Below are 14,786 nucleotides of genomic sequence, written 5' to 3' on the forward strand. Positions count from 1 at the left end.
AGGGACCTCCGACATGACCGCCGTCGCCAGCACCGTCAAGACCACCGCCGACGCCAAGCTGCTCCGCTTCGCCCTCAAGCAGGATGCGATGGGCACGGGTGCCAACGGAGTCGTCTACGTCGTCGCCGCGGCGATCTTCGGCGAGGTCTTCGGCCTTCCCGCCGCCTTCCTCTACCCGATCGGCGCGTTCCTGGTCGCCTTCGCGGCCGCCGTGTTCCTGCTCGCCTCGCAGCCGACGGTGAGCAGGGCCGGTGTGGGCGTCGTGCTGGCGACCAACATCGCCTGGGTGGCCGCGAGCGTCGAGTTGCTCGTCGCCGGGTGGTTTCCGTTGACCGGCCTCGGCACCGCCCTGGTGATCGTCCAGGCGGTGGTGGTCGCCGGATTCGCCGCCCTGCAGTTCGCCGGCCTCCGCAAGGCCGCGTGAAGTCGCCGCAGAATCCACCGGCGCCCGCCCCTGCACAGGAGCGGGCGCCGGATCGCAGGAGGGTCCGGCCGGGCACGACTCCAGCAACACGCCGTACGTGCCTGCCGACAGGAGGGCAGCGCCAGCCAGGCGCGCGGCGAGACGGTGGAGAGTCGCTGCTCAGCCCCGCTCGCAGCGACTCCTGAGCCCGTCCGCCTCCAGCCGCAGGTAGCGCCGGAGCCCACGACCGCCGAGCCAGCCCACCAGCGGCGCCAGCGGACCGGTCTGGACCACGACCAGCTCCACCCGGACCCGGCCGTCGGGCAGCGGCACGATCCGGTGCTCGCCGCGGCTGCGCACGCCCGGGCTGTTCGACTCCCAGGCGAAGAAGCGGGGCGGGTCGATCTCGGTGACCCGCCAGACCGCCGGGCGCAGCCGGGGCTGCTCCAGCCGGGCGGCGGAGCCGAGCGTGAACGGGCCGGAATCCAGCCGGCGGACGGCGCGGACCGAGGCGGTCCACTCCGGCCAGCGTTCGACGTCGGTCTGCACCGCCCAGACCCGGTCGATGTCGGCCGTGATCTCCGTCGACGTCTCGAACCGCATGACACCCTCCCCGTGCGTGTCCCCGGAACGGCGCAAACCGCCGTCCCGACGGGGACCACGCTGCCGTGGGCATCGTGACGGGGGCATCCACCGACCGGCCATCGACGGGCCGGCACGCCCACTTCGGCGCCCTCGGGCGGCCCGGGGCCGGGGATGCTCCCCCTCCGCGCGGAGCTGGACTCCGGGGCGGCCACCGGCGTCGTCCCGGCCTCCGCGCGGCGCAGGGGCCCGGGGTCTCAGGCGGCTTCGCGCAGGTCGGCCAGGTCGAGCGGGGTACGCCGGCGCAGCAGCTCCGCCAGCTCGGCCACGGTGCCGACCTCGCCGAGCACGTCCTTGCCGCCGCCGAACTCGGCCGGGTAGCGGCGGACCAGCCGGTAGCGGTGCCGGCCCCGGATCAGCTCCACGCTGACCCGCCACCGCCCGCAGCAGCCGCACACCCACTCCACCCGGCGACGATAGCTCTGAGCTGCGCAAACCCGATTCGTACGGGGAGGACGGGCGGGACGGACGGGGACACGCCGCACCACCACCCCCGGTGATCTGCCTCACGACTGTCGGTGCCGTCTGATTGACTGGTCGCCGTGGACCTGCCGATCAATCCGCCCGTGGAACCGATGCTGGCCAAGAGCGTGGCCCGGCTGCCCACCGAGCCCGGCCTGACGTACGAGCCGAAGTGGGACGGCTTCCGCTGCATCGTGTTCCGCGACGGTGACGAGGTCGAGCTGGCCAGCCGGGGCGGCAAGATGATGACGCGATACTTCCCCGAGGTGGTCGAGCAGGCCCGCCGGCAGCTGCCCGAGCGCTGCGCCGTCGACGGCGAGCTGATCGTGATCCGCCGGGACGGCCCGGGCGGCCAGCCCCGGCTCGACTTCGAGCTGCTCGCCCAGCGCATCCACCCGGCGGCCTCCCGGGTGAAGCTGCTCGCCGAGACGACGCCGGCCGACTTCGTCGCCTTCGACGTGCTCGCCCTCGGCGACGAGCTGCTGCTCGACCAGCCGTACCCGCACCGCCGGGCCCGGCTGGAGCAGGCGCTGGCCGGGGTCCGCCCGCCGGTGCACGTCACCCAGGTCACCACCGACCCGGAGACCGCCCGCCGCTGGTTCGACGTGTTCGAGGGCGCCGGGCTGGACGGGTTGATCGTCAAGCCGGCCGACCTGCCGTACGAGCCGGGCAAGCGGTCGATGGTCAAGGTCAAGCACGCCCGGACGGCCGACGCGGTGGTGGCCGGCTTCCGCTGGCACAAGTCCGGCCCGGTGGTCGGCTCGCTCCTGCTCGGCCTCTACGACGACGCCGGGTTGCTGCACCACGTCGGGGTGAGCGCCTCGTTCACCATGGCCCGGCGCACGGAGCTGCTGGCGGAGCTGGCCCCCTACCGGGCCACCGGCGGCGAGCACCCGTGGGTGCACGGCGACCACGAGCGCGGCCAGCGCATCCCGGGCGGAGTGAGCCGCTGGACCGGCACCAAGAACCTCGAATGGGAGCCGCTGCGCCCCGAGCTGGTGGTCGAGGTCGGCTACGACGCGATGGAGGGCGACCGGCTCCGGCACACCGCCCGGTTCGTCCGCTGGCGGCCGGACCGCGACCCCCGATCCTGCCGCTACGACCAGCTCGACCGGCCGGTCCGCTTCGACGTGGACCAGGTCCTGCGCGGCGACCCGACGGCCACCGTGGAGCCGGCCGCCGCCGGCCCGGCGTAGCGTGGCCGTCGACACGATCATGGAGGCTCGCTGGTGACCCGCACTCCCCACCTCGTCCGCCGGGTCCGGCTCACCCTCGCCGGGTTCGCCGCAGCGGCGCTGCTCGCCGCCGGGTGCACGCTGCCGGCCTTCGCGCCGCGCACCGAGACCCACGGCGGGGCGGCGGCGCCGGGCACCACCCCGACCTGGCGGGACTGCCCGGAGGTCGCCAAGGACCTGGTCGGCCGTGGCGCACCGGGGATGCGGTACGAGTGCGCGAAGATCGCCGTGCCGCGCAACTGGGACACCGGCGGCGGCGCGACCGCCGGCCCGGGCGCCGGGGAGACCTTCGAGATCTCGCTGCTGCGGGCCCGGTCGTCCAGGCAGCGGGACCGGATCGGCTCGCTCGTGATCAACCCGGGCGGTCCCGGCGGGTCCGGCGTGGACACCGCCGTCTACCTCTCCTTCGGGCAGGCGTTCGGCGGGCTGCCCGCCTCGATCACCGACCGGTTCGACATCGTCGGGTTCGACCCGCGCGGGGTGGCCCGGTCCAGCCCGATCAAGTGCATCTCCGACGCCGACCTGGACACCAGCTTCGGCTTCGACCCCGACCCGGCCGGCCAGAAGTCCTTCGACGACTACGTGGCGCTGAACCGGAAGATCGGCAGCGGCTGCGGCGCCAAGTACGGCGACCAGTTGCCGCTCTACGGCACCGAGCAGGCCGCCCGGGACATGGACGCGGTACGCGCGGCGGTCGGCGACGAGAAGCTGACCTACCTGGGCTACTCCTACGGCACCCTGCTCGGCGCCACGTACGCCCAGCTCTACCCGCAGCGGGTGCGCGCGCTGGTGCTCGACGGCGCGGTGGATCCACAGCAGAAGCTGATCGCCGGCTCGGAGAGCCAGGCCAAGGGGTTCGAGCGTGCCTTCGGCAACTTCGCTCGCTGGTGCACGGCCAACGCCGGCCGCTGCCCGATCGCGCCGGACGCCCGGGCGGCGGTGACCTCCGCGATCGACAAGGCGAAGGTCTCCCCGGTGCGGGGCGCGGACGGGCGGGAAGCCACCTCCGGCTGGGTCTTCTACGCGGTCATCTCCTCGCTCTACACGGAGTCGGCCTGGGAGGAGCTTGCCCGGGCCATCGACAAGCTGGAGGGCGGCGACCCGACCGACGTGTTCCGGCTCGCCGACGCGTACGCCGGCCGGGGCGAGGACGGGCACTACTCGAACCTCTTCGACGCCAACCTGACCATCAACTGCGCCGACGAGACGGAGAAGCCGAGCCGGGAGCAGATCCGCCAGTTGCAGTCGCAGTGGCGGGAGAAGTACCCGCTGTTCGGGCCGGCCCTGGCGGTCGGGATGCTGGCCTGCGTGGAGTGGCCGGGGCAGCGGGATCCGTACCCGACCGGCAGGGCCGTCGGCGCGCCGCCGATCGTGGTGGTCGGCACCACCGGCGACCCGGCCACCCCATACGAGCAGACCGCGCGGCTGGCCTCGATGCTGGGCGTGGGGCGGGTGCTGACCTGGGAGGGCGAGGGGCACACCGCCTACCCGCAGACCACCTGCATCACAAACGCGGTGGACGCCTACCTGATCTCCTTGACCGTGCCCAGGGAGGGGCTGCGCTGTCCGGCGCGTTGAGCGGCAGCGGGATGATCAGCAGCACCGTGCTGCCCGCTGTCGGCAACCCACCGGCCGCACATCGTCGGGTGCCGCTGTGGCAGGCTGCGGCCATGACTGAGGTGATCTTCCGGGAGGCGGTCCGGGCGGACCTGCCCGCCGTCATCGCCCTGCTCGCCGACGACATGCTCGGCAAGGCCCGCGACTTCACCGAGGTCGACGAGGCGTACGAGCGGGCCTTCGCCGACATCACCGCGGACCCGCGCAACCACCTGATCGTCGCCGACGAGGCGGGTGAACTGGTCGGCTGCATGCAGATCACGTACATTCCGGGGCTGGGCCGGCACGGTGCCGAGCGCTCCCTGGTCGAGTCAGTGCGGGTCCGCTCGGACCTGCGCGGCCGGGGGCTGGGCCGGCGGATGATGGAGTGGGCCGTCGACCAGGCCCGGCAGCGGGGCTGCGCCCTGGTCCAGCTCACCACCGACAAGACCCGCGCCGACGCGCACCGCTTCTACCGCGCCCTGGGCTTCGTCGCCAGCCACGAGGGCATGAAGCTGCCCCTCTGACGGGGCGAGCCGCCGGCCCGCCCGGAAGTCCGCCCCGGGGCGGCGCGACCGGATGACATCACCGCCCTTTGGAGCTGATGTCGTGAACGACTCACCGGCAGGCCGCCGAGGGCCGCCGACCTTTTCGCCCGCGCACCCGGGCCCGGCGCCGGGCGGCACCCCCGGCCGAAGGCCGACCGGCGCCGCCCCGCGCTGATTCGTTCACGACATCAGCTCCACAGCGACCGACCACCCACCCCGAGGCCGGCGATCACCTCGGTGGGCCGATCCTCCGAGCCCGGCGTCGTCGCCCCACCGTGCCCGCAGGAGCGCCGGGGGTGCTCAGCCGTCGACCAGGTGACCGTCGCGCAGGGTCAGGGTGCGGTCGGCCAACTCGATCAGGGCCGGGTCGTGCGTGGCGACCAGCGCCGTCATGCCCCGGGCGTGCACCACCGCGCGCAGCAGGTCCATGATGGAGCGACCGGTCTCCGAGTCGAGCTGGCCGGTCGGCTCGTCGGCGATCAGCAGGTCCGGCTCGTTGGCCAGCGCCCGGGCCACCGCCACCCGCTGCTGCTGCCCGCCGGAGAGCTCGTACGGCCGCTGCGCCGCGTGCCCGCCCAGCCCGACCAGCTCCAGCAGGACCGCCACCCGCTCCTCCCGTTCCGCCGCCGGCACCCGGGCCAACCGCAGCGGCACCCCGACGTTCTCAGCGGCGGAGAGGATCGGCACCAGCCCGAAGGTCTGGAACACAAAACCCACGGTGCTCCGGCGCAGCCGCAGCAGCTCGGCCTCACCGGCGGCGGTCACGTCGTGCCCGGCCACCCGCACCCGGCCGCTGTCCGGCCGGTCCAGCCCGCCGACCAGGTTCAGCAGGGTGGTCTTGCCGGCGCCCGAGCGGCCCCGGACGGCCACCAGCTCGCCCCGGCCCGCGACGAAGGAGACGTCGCGCACCGCGTGCACGGCGTGCTCGCCCCGGCCGAAGGTCCGGCTCACCCCCTCCACCCGGACCACCTCGTCGACGACGGCCGTGTCACCGGCCCGGACGGCGGAAACCTGCTCGCTCATGCGTCACTCCCGTTCGCTGCCGGCTTCTGGTCGCCGGGGCGGACCTCGACGTGATCCGGTTCGAGGTTGAGGCGGACCCGGTCGCGCAGCGCCAACGCGTCGACGAAGGACGCCGGCAGCTGCATCCGGCCGGCCCGGTCGAGCACGGCGTACTCCTCGCTGACCAGCTCGGTGCTGCCGTCGGCGCCGATCCGCGCCGTCCGGCGTACCTCGGAGGCGGTCCGGCCGTCGCGGATCGCGACGGTCCGGCGGACCTGGGTGGCCACGGCCTGGTCGTGGGTGACCACCACGATCGTCACGCCCAGCTCGGCGTTGATGGTGCGCAGCGCGTCGAAGACCTCCGCCCCGGTGGCCTCGTCGAGCTCGCCGGTCGGCTCGTCGGCGAAGAGCACCTCCGGGTCGTTCGCCACCGCCACCGCCACCGCGCAGCGCTGCTGCTCACCGCCGCTGAGCTGGCCGGGACGCCGGTCGGCGCAGTAGCCCACCCCGACCAGCTCCAGCAGTTCCTCGGCCCGCCGCCGCCGGGCCCGCCCACCGCCGGCCCGTCCGGCCAGCCGCATCGGCAGCTCCACGTTCTCCCGCGCGGTCAGGTACGGCAGCAGGTTCCGGCCGGTCTGCTGCCAGACGAAGCCGACCAGGTCCCGCCGGTAGCTCAACCGCCGCCGGTTGGACAGGGCGAGCAGGTCGTAGTCGGCGACCCGGGCGATCCCGGCGGTCGGGGTGTCCAGTCCGGAGAGGATGTTGAGCAGGGTCGACTTCCCCGAGCCGGACGCGCCGACGATCGCCACCAGTTCACCCCGGTCGATGACCAGGTCGAGCCCCTGGAGGGCGACCACCTCGACCCCCTCGGTCTTGAAGATCCGGACCAGGCCGTCGCAGACGATGTGCCCGCGCAGGCGGTCCTGCCCGCCGGCCCGCTCGGCCGCGCGCTGCGCGGCCCGCCGCTGCAGGGCGGCCAGATCCGGTACGACGGACGTCTCGGCGGTAGCGGTCATCTCTCAGCTCTCCTCTCCGAGCCGGAGCACCTCGCCGAGGCGCATCCGACGGTTGTTCACGGCCTCGACCGCGACGGCGAAGGCCAGGGCCAGCAGGGCCAGCCCGAGCACCCCGGCGACCAGGCCGGGTTCGAAGCGCACCGTCACCGGCGCTCCGCCAGTGAACGCGGCCAGCCCCAGCACCGGGTTCAGCAGCACCGGCAGCAGAGCACCCACCACGGCGCCGGTCAGCACCGAGACCACCACCAGCGGGGTGAGTTCGACCAGCAGCAGGCCCCGCCACTGCCGGTGGGACAGCCCCATCGTGCGCAGCCGGGACAGCACCTGCCCCCGGCCGCGCGCGCCCGCGAGCACCGCGAACGCCAGGGCGAGCAGCCCCAGGACGCCGCCGCCGGCCGCGCCGGTGGCGAAGCCGAAGACGAGCAGACCGTTGACCCCGCTGCCACCCAGCTGCTCCCGCTCGGCCGCCCAGGTCGTCACCTGCGGGGGCAGCGGTCGCTTCCCGCCGGTCACCGTCCCGCTGGTCTGGTAGCGGGTCTGCCCCTCCTCGGCGACCCGGCTCACCGCCGCGGGGTCGACCGTGGCGTCCCCGGCGGCGAGCAGGAAACCGGTCGGCGCGAGCGGATGCGGGCCGTCGGCGGGCAGCCCCGGCCAGGGCAGCACCAGGAAGCGTTCCGTCCGGCCCGGGATCAGCGGGAACTCCGCCGCCGTACCGGCGATCCGGAACGGCAGCTTGTTGCCCTGCACGTCCACCCAGCCGGGCCGGCGACCCGCGCCGTCGGCGAGCTGCGCGTCGGCGAGGGCGGCGGCGAAGTCCGGCGACACCAGCGCGGGCAGCGCCGTCGCGACGTCCCCGCCGGCCCGCAGCGCGGCGGGCACCGCCAGGTCGAGCCCCGAGCGCCGGGCCACCTCCGCGAAACCGGCGGGTTCCACCAGCAGCACGTACGCCTCGCCGGCCCCGCCCGGACGGCCGTCGGCGTCGGCGTACAGCCGCTGCCCGGACGTGGCCAGCACGGGGGTGACCGCCCGGACCCCGGGCAGGGCGGCCAGCTCGGTCGCCGTGTCCGGGGCGAACCGGTCGCCGCTGACCAGCGCGTCGGCCGGCACCGTCCGGGTGGCCGCCCGGTCCCGCCCGTCCTCGATGCCGACGGCCACCACCCCGCAGAAGGCGGCCGTGGCGATGGCCAGCACGACCACCACCAGCGGCGCGGCCACCCCGGCCCGGCCGGCGCGCGCGGTGCCCAGGAAGGCGACCGTGCCGCGCGCCCGCGCGGCCATCCGACTGAACAGCCGCAACGGCCACGGGTACGCGCGCAGCGCGAGCAGCGCGGCGGCGACCGCGAGCAGCACCGGCACCGACACCAGCAGCGGGTCCACCGCGCCGCCGAGGGTCAGGCCCCTGCGGCGCAGCAGGAACGCGGCGAACGCGGCCAGGCCGATCACGGTGACCTCGACGGTGAGCCGACCGGCGCCGCCCCGGGCGCGCAGCAGGTCCCGCCGGCCCCCGCCGCCCCGCTGTCCGACCAGCACCGCCGCCGGCAGCGCCAGCGTGGCCAGCAGCGCGGCGACCACGGTCAGTCGGCTCGCCGCGTCGGGCGTGCCGTCGCCCAGCGGGTCGGCGGGGAGCAGGCCGCCGAGCAGCCAGCCGGCCACCGCGGCGACCGGCACCACCAGCAGCGACTCGGCCAGGCCCCGCCGGACCACGGCGGTGACCGAGCCACCCCGGGCGCGGAGCAGGACGAACTCGGTGCGGCGGCGGCGCACCGCCAGCCGGGCGGCGAGCACGGTCAGGCCGGCGAGGGTGGCCAGCACCCCGGCCGCGATGACGGTGAGCAGCGTACGGGCGGCGGCGAGCGACTCCGCGTACTGCCGCAGCGGGATGTCGACGCCCTGGGTGAGCAGCAGCCCGGCGGGGCGCTTGCGGTCCAGCTCGGCGAGGCCGGCGACCAGCGCGTCGAGCCCACCCGGGGTGAGCCGCTCGGGGTCGATCCGGTACCGCCAGCCGAAGCCGACCGTCCAGCCGTTCGTCGCCCGGTCGTCCAGACCGGCCTCGTCGGTCAGCCCGACCAGCAGGAAGGGCTGGCCGTCGTCGACCGGCGGGGTCAGCCGCAGCGCCGAGGGGAGCCCGTCCCAGGTGCCGTCCTCCGGGTCGGTGGGCCGGAACAGCCCGACCACCTCGACGGTCGTGGCCTTGTACTCACCGCCCTCGGGGTCGCGCAGGGCCAGGTGCAGCCGGCTGCCGGCGCGCACGCCGAGCTGCCGGGCCACCGTTTCGGCGAGTGCGGTCTCCACCGGCGCGCCCCGGGTAGCCCCCTCCCCCGGCCAGCGGCCGTCGACCAGGGTGGCCGCCTCCCGCAGCCCGGTCATGGTGCGCAGGCTGAGGTCGAACAGCCCCTTGTCGCTGGTGAGCTCCGGGCCGGTCAGCCGGCCGAACTCGGTCTCGGCGACGTACCAGCGCTCGCCGACCACGTCGCGTACCGGCGCGGGCATCCGCGCCAGCAGGGAGTCCAGGGTGGACCTGTTCGCGGCGGCGACCTGCGGCGTCCTCGGCGGCTGCACCTCGGCCGGCCGGGTGTAGAGCAGGTCGCGCCGGAGGCCCGGCACGTCGGCCAGCTGCTCGCGCAGCCCCTGGCCGGACAGCCGGTCCGCGATCCGCGGCACCCCGGTCACCAGCAGCGCGGTGACCAGCGTCAGCACCGCGAGGAGCAGGAAGTGCCCCCCGTACGCGCGCACCCTGCGCAGCACCGCCAGGACGCTCATCGTTCTCCCCCGATCCGCAGCCGGGCGGCCGCGACACGTTGCCGGATGCCGGCGGCCAGGACGGCGCTGAACGCCAGGGCAGCCAGCAGCAGCCCGAGCGCGGTCAGCCCGATCGGCGTCCAGGGCAGGGTGAAGGCCGCCTCCGGCACGGGCCGGCCGGCGCTCGGGGTGAGGATCACCAGCGGCGCCATGGTGGCGCCCACCCCCGCGCCGACCAGCAGGCCGACGGCCACCCCGATGCCGGCCAGGAAAGTCTGTTCGGCCAGCAGCGCCCGGGCCAGCAGCGGTGGCCCGGCGCCGAGGGTGTGCAGCACCGCGAACTCGCCCAGCCGGTGCCGGGCGGTGGCCCACACGTCCACGGCGAGGCCGACCAGGGCCAGCAGCACCGACCCGAGGGCCGCGGCGAGCAGCCCGGTCCGCGCGCCCCGCCAGTACGGATCCCGGGCAGCCTCCTCGGCGGCCGCCCGCCGGTCGAGAACGGTCACGTCGGGCAGCTCGCGGATCGCCACCGCCGCGGCGGTGTGCCCACCGGCGTCCGTGCGCAGCCACCACTCCGGCACCGGCCGGACGGCGGCTCGCTGCCGGATCAGCCAGTCCGTCGCGGCGGGCAGGTCGATCAGGATCGCGCCCCCGGCGTCGGCGGCGCCCGGCACCGCATCCAGCTCGCCGACCACCCGCACCGGCACGGACGCCCCGGAAAGGGCGAGCGGGACGACGTCGCCGACCCGGACGTTCAGCGCGGCCAGCACCTGCGGGGTGACCAACGCCGGCACCGGGGTGTCCTGCCCCGCCGGTACGACGGCGAAGCGGACCGTCGGCTGGTGGGCGAAGCGACCTCCCGCGGTCATCACGATCCCGTAGGCGGCGTCCACCCCGTCGGCGGTGACGGCCGTCGTCGACACCGGCGCCTCACTGCGCGCGTCCACCATGGACCACTCCCCGGTCAGTGCGACCGGCTGGGACGTCCCGGCCGCGTCGGTCACCCGCAGCCCGTCGACCTGGAGCCGGTAACCGTTGGCCCCCGCGGCACCGGCGTCGGCCTGGAACCCGGCCACCCGCCAGGCAGCACCGGCGGGCAGGTCGACGGCGAAGGGCACCGGGCGGTCGGCGAAGGAGTCGGTGGTGGCGAGCGGCAGGTGCAGGGCCAGCCCGTCGGCCCGGGTGAGCAGCATCGACACCTGGATCCGCAGCGGGGCCACCGGCCGATGTACCGGGGTCCGGACGGTGCCGGTGAGCCGCCGGGCGTCGGCGGGCAGCGGAACTCCGGCCGGCGCGGCGCGTTCCCGGGCCATCCGGGCGAGCAGCTCGCCCGGCGGCTGGTCGGCGAGCCGGTCGGCGATCAGGGCCACGTCCGGGGCGGCGGCCGCGTCCAGGGCGAGCACGGTGGTCGGCAGGCTGGTGCGGCCGAGCCGTACCTCGTCCCGCCAGGCCGGCAGCACCTGCCGCACCCCCGGCACGCCGGCCAACTGGGCCGTTCGGTCGACCGGCGCGGCGCCATCGCGCTCGACGACCCGCAGGTCGGCCCCGACGCTGTGGTCGGCCTGGTCGCTCTGCGACCGTTCCCAGGTACTGACCAGCGACCAGGCCAGGGTGCTGCCACCGACGGCGAGGGTGAGCAGCAGCACCGGCCCGGCGTGCGGGCGGCGGCCCGCCTGCCACATGCCGAACATCGTCGCCGTCCATGGCCGCCGGTCGACGAACCGTTCGGCCACCCGGGTGGCCGGGGGCAGCAGCCGCAGCGCGAGCACCGCCCCGGCGAGCACACCGAGGGTGGGGGCGACGGCGAGCAGCGGGTCGATGCCGAGCTGGCCGCCCGCGCCGGCCAGCGGCGACGAGTACTGCCGCAGCTGCGTCCAGGCGAGCAGGGCGAGCAGCACCAGGGCCAGGTCGACGCCGGCCCGCTGCACGGTGGCGGCCCGGGTGGGCCGGGACCGGGCGGCCATGTCGGCGACGTAGGTGCCGGCGCGGCGCAGGGCCGGCAGCACCATGGCGAGCAGGCAGCCCACCGCCGCGGCGAGCGCGACCGCCCAGACCGCCCCGGCGCCGCCGCCGTCCAGCCGGAGGTCGGCCGCGCCCTCCCCGGCGCCGACCCGGCGCAGCGCCTCGCCGGCCAGCGGCGGCGCGAGCAGCACGGCCGGCAGCACCACCAGCGTCGCCTCCCGCACGGCGAGGCCGGCGAGCTGGCCGCGGGCGGCGCCCCGGGCGCGCAACAGCGCGGTCTGGGCCCGGCGGTCCTCGTTGAGCAGCGCAGCGACCAGCACCAGCGCGTAGCCGCCGAGCACCACGATCAGCAGCAGCGGGGTGAGCAACGCCGAGCGGCCCACCAGGTCGGCCCGGCCGAGCCGGTCGAGCAGCCGGTCCAGGCCGGTGATGCTCTGCGCGGAGGAGCCGAGGCCGGCCTCCTCGGGCACCTTGACGGCGGCGGTCGCGACCGCCCGTTTCACCTCGGGGAGCCGGCTCGACGCGACGCTGCGGAAGTCCGGCTCGACCACCCAGGAGATCGAGGTCGAGCCGGGGAAGGTGCGGACGAAGTCGGCGGGGTCGAGGGCGAACGGGCCGTACGAGCCGCCGTCGCCGCCCGCGTTGCCGGCTCCCGGCGCGAGCTGCCAGTACGCCGCGGCCGGGTCGCGGGGACGGAAGATCCCGGCGACCACCACGTCGGCGGCGCGGCCGGAGCTGCGGTCGGTCATCGGCACCCTGGTCCCGGGGGTGAGCCGCAGCGCGCGGGCGACCCGCTCGGGCACGGTGACCTGGGTCGGGTTCGCCCCGACGGTGGGCCAGTCACCGCCGACCAGTTCGGCGTGCCGGGCCAGGTCGTCGAGGGTGGCCAGGTCGGCGAAGACCGGGTCGTCGTCGGTGCGGGCGGCGCCGAGGTCGCCGGTCAGCTCCCGGCCGGTGCCGTGCCGGGCGCCGGACACGGTGACCCTCGCCCCGCCCAGCCCGCCGGCTAACCGGTCGCGGACCGTCCGGTCCCGGGCGGCGGCCTCGGTGGCGTCCCGGCCGCCGGAGCCGCTGATCAGCAGGCTGCGCTCGGTGGCGGGGGCGGCCTCCAGCATCGCCCGCTGCCCGGCGTCGACCGCCCGCTGGTTGTAGTCGGACAGCCCGGTGACCAGCGCGACGGCGACCAACGCAGCGGCCGCCGCCGCCAGCAGCAGGCCCCGCGCCTCGCGGGCCCGCCTCCACACCAACTTCATCCGTACGCCTCCCCCGGGGCCCTCTGCTGGGCCGGTGACCAGAGAGAGGGGCTACGGGCCGGAAAAGGTTCGCGCCCTTTACATGATCGTTATCCGACGGCCCGCGCGACACCTGGCTGGGGTCGCTGTGGCCCTGGCAATCAACCACGATGAGCGGATGATCGAGCAGCGACCGACGAACGTCGCCCTCTGGCGCGTGATGGCTGCTGTGCTCACCGGTCTGGTCGTCGTTGCGGTGCCAGCCGTGTTTGGTGCCTGGCGCAAACCGTGGCACTGCGTGCATCTGATGCCGTTCGGCCGTTCGTCAGCTGTGGCGGCTGTGCTGATCGCCGTGCCGGTGCTGCTCGGCCGCCCTGACATACAAAGATCCAATGTAGGGGAGATCGACGTCGGCCGCCTTGAGGGCTGCCATCGCCACCAGGGCGGCTGGTTCGTCCGACTACGTTCGGTCACCGCAGGGCGGACGGATGCGCGCGGATCGCGGCAGAAGATGGCACCTGATTCCAGATCCAGCTCGGGCTCGGGCATCTCGGCTTCGTCGTCGTCGAGGTCGCCGTAATCAGCGTGTCGACCGTCGTCGGGTCGGCACGCACCGCTGCCAGCTCTTCGGCCGACAGCCGACGCCCGACCAACACCATTCCCACGGAGCTGCCCCTTCTCCTTTTTCGTCGGCGTGCTGTCACGCCGGCCGACGGCTCTCTCGGGCGGCACCATACTGCAGCCTCGATCTGCCCTAGAGAGGATCACCAGGGCCCACCCGGGCGACCTCACCCGGAGCCGCCACGACTACCCAGCGTGATCGCTTCGGCTGAGCCCGCGCGCACGGTCGGCGGCAGATCAGGATGGTTGGCGACACCACTATGGGGTTGACAGCACGACTCCTCCTCATCGACTATCGGCATATCGCTAAACGATAAGGAGCGGTGATGAAGGCACGCGAGTCGCTGCGTCGGGCTGACTGGTTGCGCGAGCTGCACGGGTTGTTGCTCGTTGCCGTGGTGGTGAGCGGTGTCGTCGGTGTCGTCGGCATGATCGCGACGCTCACCGGCCAGCCGGTTGACATCGAGGCACCAAGCGGGGGTGTGCTGCGTCCCGACTCGCTGGTCAACGCGCGCGCCGGCGCGGTCATCGATGCCGACGCCAGCATCTACCTGCGAGTTGAGCAACCCAGCGGTGTCCAGATCGGCTTGGCGACCGTTGCGGCGCTTCCCACCTATATCTTGGCGACCACGATGCTCGTAATGCTCTGGCGGCTGGTCGGCGAGGCACGTCGAACGGATCCGTTCACCGCAGCCACGGCCCGCCGGCTCCGGACACTTGGCTGGCTGCTCATCGTCGGCGGCCCCGTCGCATGGCTGGTGGAGTTCCTGGCTCGATTCGCGCTCAGTGGCACCGTCGCAACCGGCGGACACCAGGCCACACTCAACCTCGGTGTACCGGCGGTGTGGTTCCTCGCTGGTTTCGGGATACTCGCGATCAGCGAGGTCGTGCGCCGTGGGCAGGCGCTGCGCGCAGAGCTTGACGAGGTGGTGTGATGCCGCCCGAGGATAAGCATCGCGTCGAGGTGCACATCGACAAGCTGGTCGCCGAACGAGGACTCACCCTCACCGAACTCGCCGACCGGGTCGGGATTACGCTCGCAAACCTCTCTGTGCTCAAGAACGGCCGGGCCCGGGCCGTGCGATTCAGTACGCTCACCGCGCTGTGCGACGCGCTGCGGTGCCAGCCTGGCGACCTGTTCACCGTCCGCGGGCCCGATTCGTCGCATGCGGACACCTGACCAGCACTCATGCACCGTAAATGGGCGGAAGAGCAGTCGACGAAGATCGGCTGGCCTCTCTGTCGGACTGGTTGGCCGCGCTGTCCAGACCATGGGCGAGAGACCGTGGCCCCGGGAGTGGACAGCGCGGCGTCTCTCGCAGTACGTG

The 14,786-nt window shown here is 74.7% G+C and carries 13 protein-coding genes; 7 read left to right on the forward strand and 6 right to left on the reverse strand.

Annotation, left to right across the window (positions count from 1 at the left end):
* The first annotated feature begins 13 nt into the window (after window positions 1–13).
* On the forward strand, window positions 14–424 hold the full coding sequence (locus tag ABZ807_RS12530) for a hypothetical protein (protein WP_357155799.1): 411 nt from the start codon (window positions 14–16) through the stop codon (window positions 422–424).
* Between the two features lie 159 nt (window positions 425–583).
* Here the strand turns inward: ABZ807_RS12530 and ABZ807_RS12535 are convergent, their stop codons facing one another.
* Window positions 584–1,006 carry an SRPBCC family protein gene (locus tag ABZ807_RS12535; RefSeq protein WP_357155801.1) on the reverse strand — a complete coding sequence of 141 codons (423 nt, stop codon included), beginning with the start codon at window positions 1,004–1,006 and terminating at the stop codon, window positions 584–586.
* Window positions 1,007–1,242: 236 nt separating this feature from the next.
* A complete protein-coding gene (locus ABZ807_RS12540; RefSeq protein ID WP_357155803.1) occupies window positions 1,243–1,452 on the reverse strand; it encodes a hypothetical protein in 210 nt (69 codons plus the stop codon).
* 135 nt (window positions 1,453–1,587) lie between these two features.
* Here ABZ807_RS12540 and ABZ807_RS12545 point away from each other — a divergent pair, with 135 nt between their 5' ends.
* The 3 genes from ABZ807_RS12545 (at window position 1,588) to ABZ807_RS12555 (ending at window position 4,865) form a co-directional block, all read left to right on the forward strand.
* Window positions 1,588–2,703 carry an ATP-dependent DNA ligase gene (locus tag ABZ807_RS12545; protein WP_357155806.1) on the forward strand — a complete coding sequence of 372 codons (1,116 nt, stop codon included), beginning with the start codon at window positions 1,588–1,590 and terminating at the stop codon, window positions 2,701–2,703.
* A 99-nt stretch (window positions 2,704–2,802) separates the two neighbouring features.
* Entirely contained in the window at window positions 2,803–4,320 is a 1,518-nt protein-coding gene (locus ABZ807_RS12550) for an alpha/beta hydrolase (RefSeq protein WP_357156116.1), read from the forward strand.
* Window positions 4,321–4,412: 92 nt separating this feature from the next.
* Window positions 4,413–4,865: a GNAT family N-acetyltransferase gene (locus tag ABZ807_RS12555; protein WP_357155809.1), complete on the forward strand. Its 453-nt coding sequence runs from the start codon at window positions 4,413–4,415 to the stop codon at window positions 4,863–4,865.
* Between the two features lie 321 nt (window positions 4,866–5,186).
* Here the strand turns inward: ABZ807_RS12555 and ABZ807_RS12560 are convergent, their stop codons facing one another.
* The 4 genes from ABZ807_RS12560 to ABZ807_RS12575 are packed head-to-tail and all read right to left on the reverse strand — an operon-like array spanning window position 5,187 to window position 12,858.
* A complete protein-coding gene (locus ABZ807_RS12560; RefSeq protein ID WP_357155812.1) occupies window positions 5,187–5,909 on the reverse strand; it encodes an ABC transporter ATP-binding protein in 723 nt (240 codons plus the stop codon).
* Window positions 5,906–6,904, reverse strand: a complete 999-nt coding sequence (locus ABZ807_RS12565; protein WP_357155814.1) for an ABC transporter ATP-binding protein — start codon at window positions 6,902–6,904, stop codon at window positions 5,906–5,908. Before ABZ807_RS12565 ends, ABZ807_RS12560 begins: the two co-directional genes overlap by 4 nt.
* A 3-nt stretch (window positions 6,905–6,907) precedes the next feature.
* Window positions 6,908–9,664, reverse strand: a complete 2,757-nt coding sequence (locus ABZ807_RS12570; protein ID WP_357155817.1) for an FtsX-like permease family protein — start codon at window positions 9,662–9,664, stop codon at window positions 6,908–6,910.
* A complete protein-coding gene (locus tag ABZ807_RS12575; RefSeq protein WP_357155820.1) occupies window positions 9,661–12,858 on the reverse strand; it encodes an FtsX-like permease family protein in 3,198 nt (1,065 codons plus the stop codon). Before ABZ807_RS12575 ends, ABZ807_RS12570 begins: the two co-directional genes overlap by 4 nt.
* Before the next feature lie 157 nt (window positions 12,859–13,015).
* On the opposite strand from ABZ807_RS12575, the gene ABZ807_RS12580 reads away from it, so the two are divergent.
* The 3 genes from ABZ807_RS12580 (at window position 13,016) to ABZ807_RS12590 (ending at window position 14,638) form a co-directional block, all read left to right on the forward strand.
* The gene (locus ABZ807_RS12580) at window positions 13,016–13,417 is read left to right on the forward strand and encodes a hypothetical protein (protein WP_357155823.1); all 402 of its coding nucleotides are present in this window, start codon (window positions 13,016–13,018) and stop codon (window positions 13,415–13,417) included.
* A gap of 367 nt (window positions 13,418–13,784) precedes the next feature.
* The gene (locus ABZ807_RS12585) at window positions 13,785–14,393 is read left to right on the forward strand and encodes a DUF2975 domain-containing protein (RefSeq protein ID WP_357155826.1); all 609 of its coding nucleotides are present in this window, start codon (window positions 13,785–13,787) and stop codon (window positions 14,391–14,393) included.
* Complete coding sequence (locus ABZ807_RS12590; protein WP_357155829.1) at window positions 14,393–14,638, forward strand: helix-turn-helix transcriptional regulator; 246 nt, start codon at window positions 14,393–14,395, stop codon at window positions 14,636–14,638. Before ABZ807_RS12585 ends, ABZ807_RS12590 begins: the two co-directional genes overlap by 1 nt.
* The last annotated feature ends 148 nt before the right edge of the window (window positions 14,639–14,786 follow it).

Origin of the sequence: Micromonospora sp. NPDC047548, assembly GCF_040642975.1 — a bacterium.
GTDB lineage: Bacteria > Actinomycetota > Actinomycetes > Mycobacteriales > Micromonosporaceae > Micromonospora.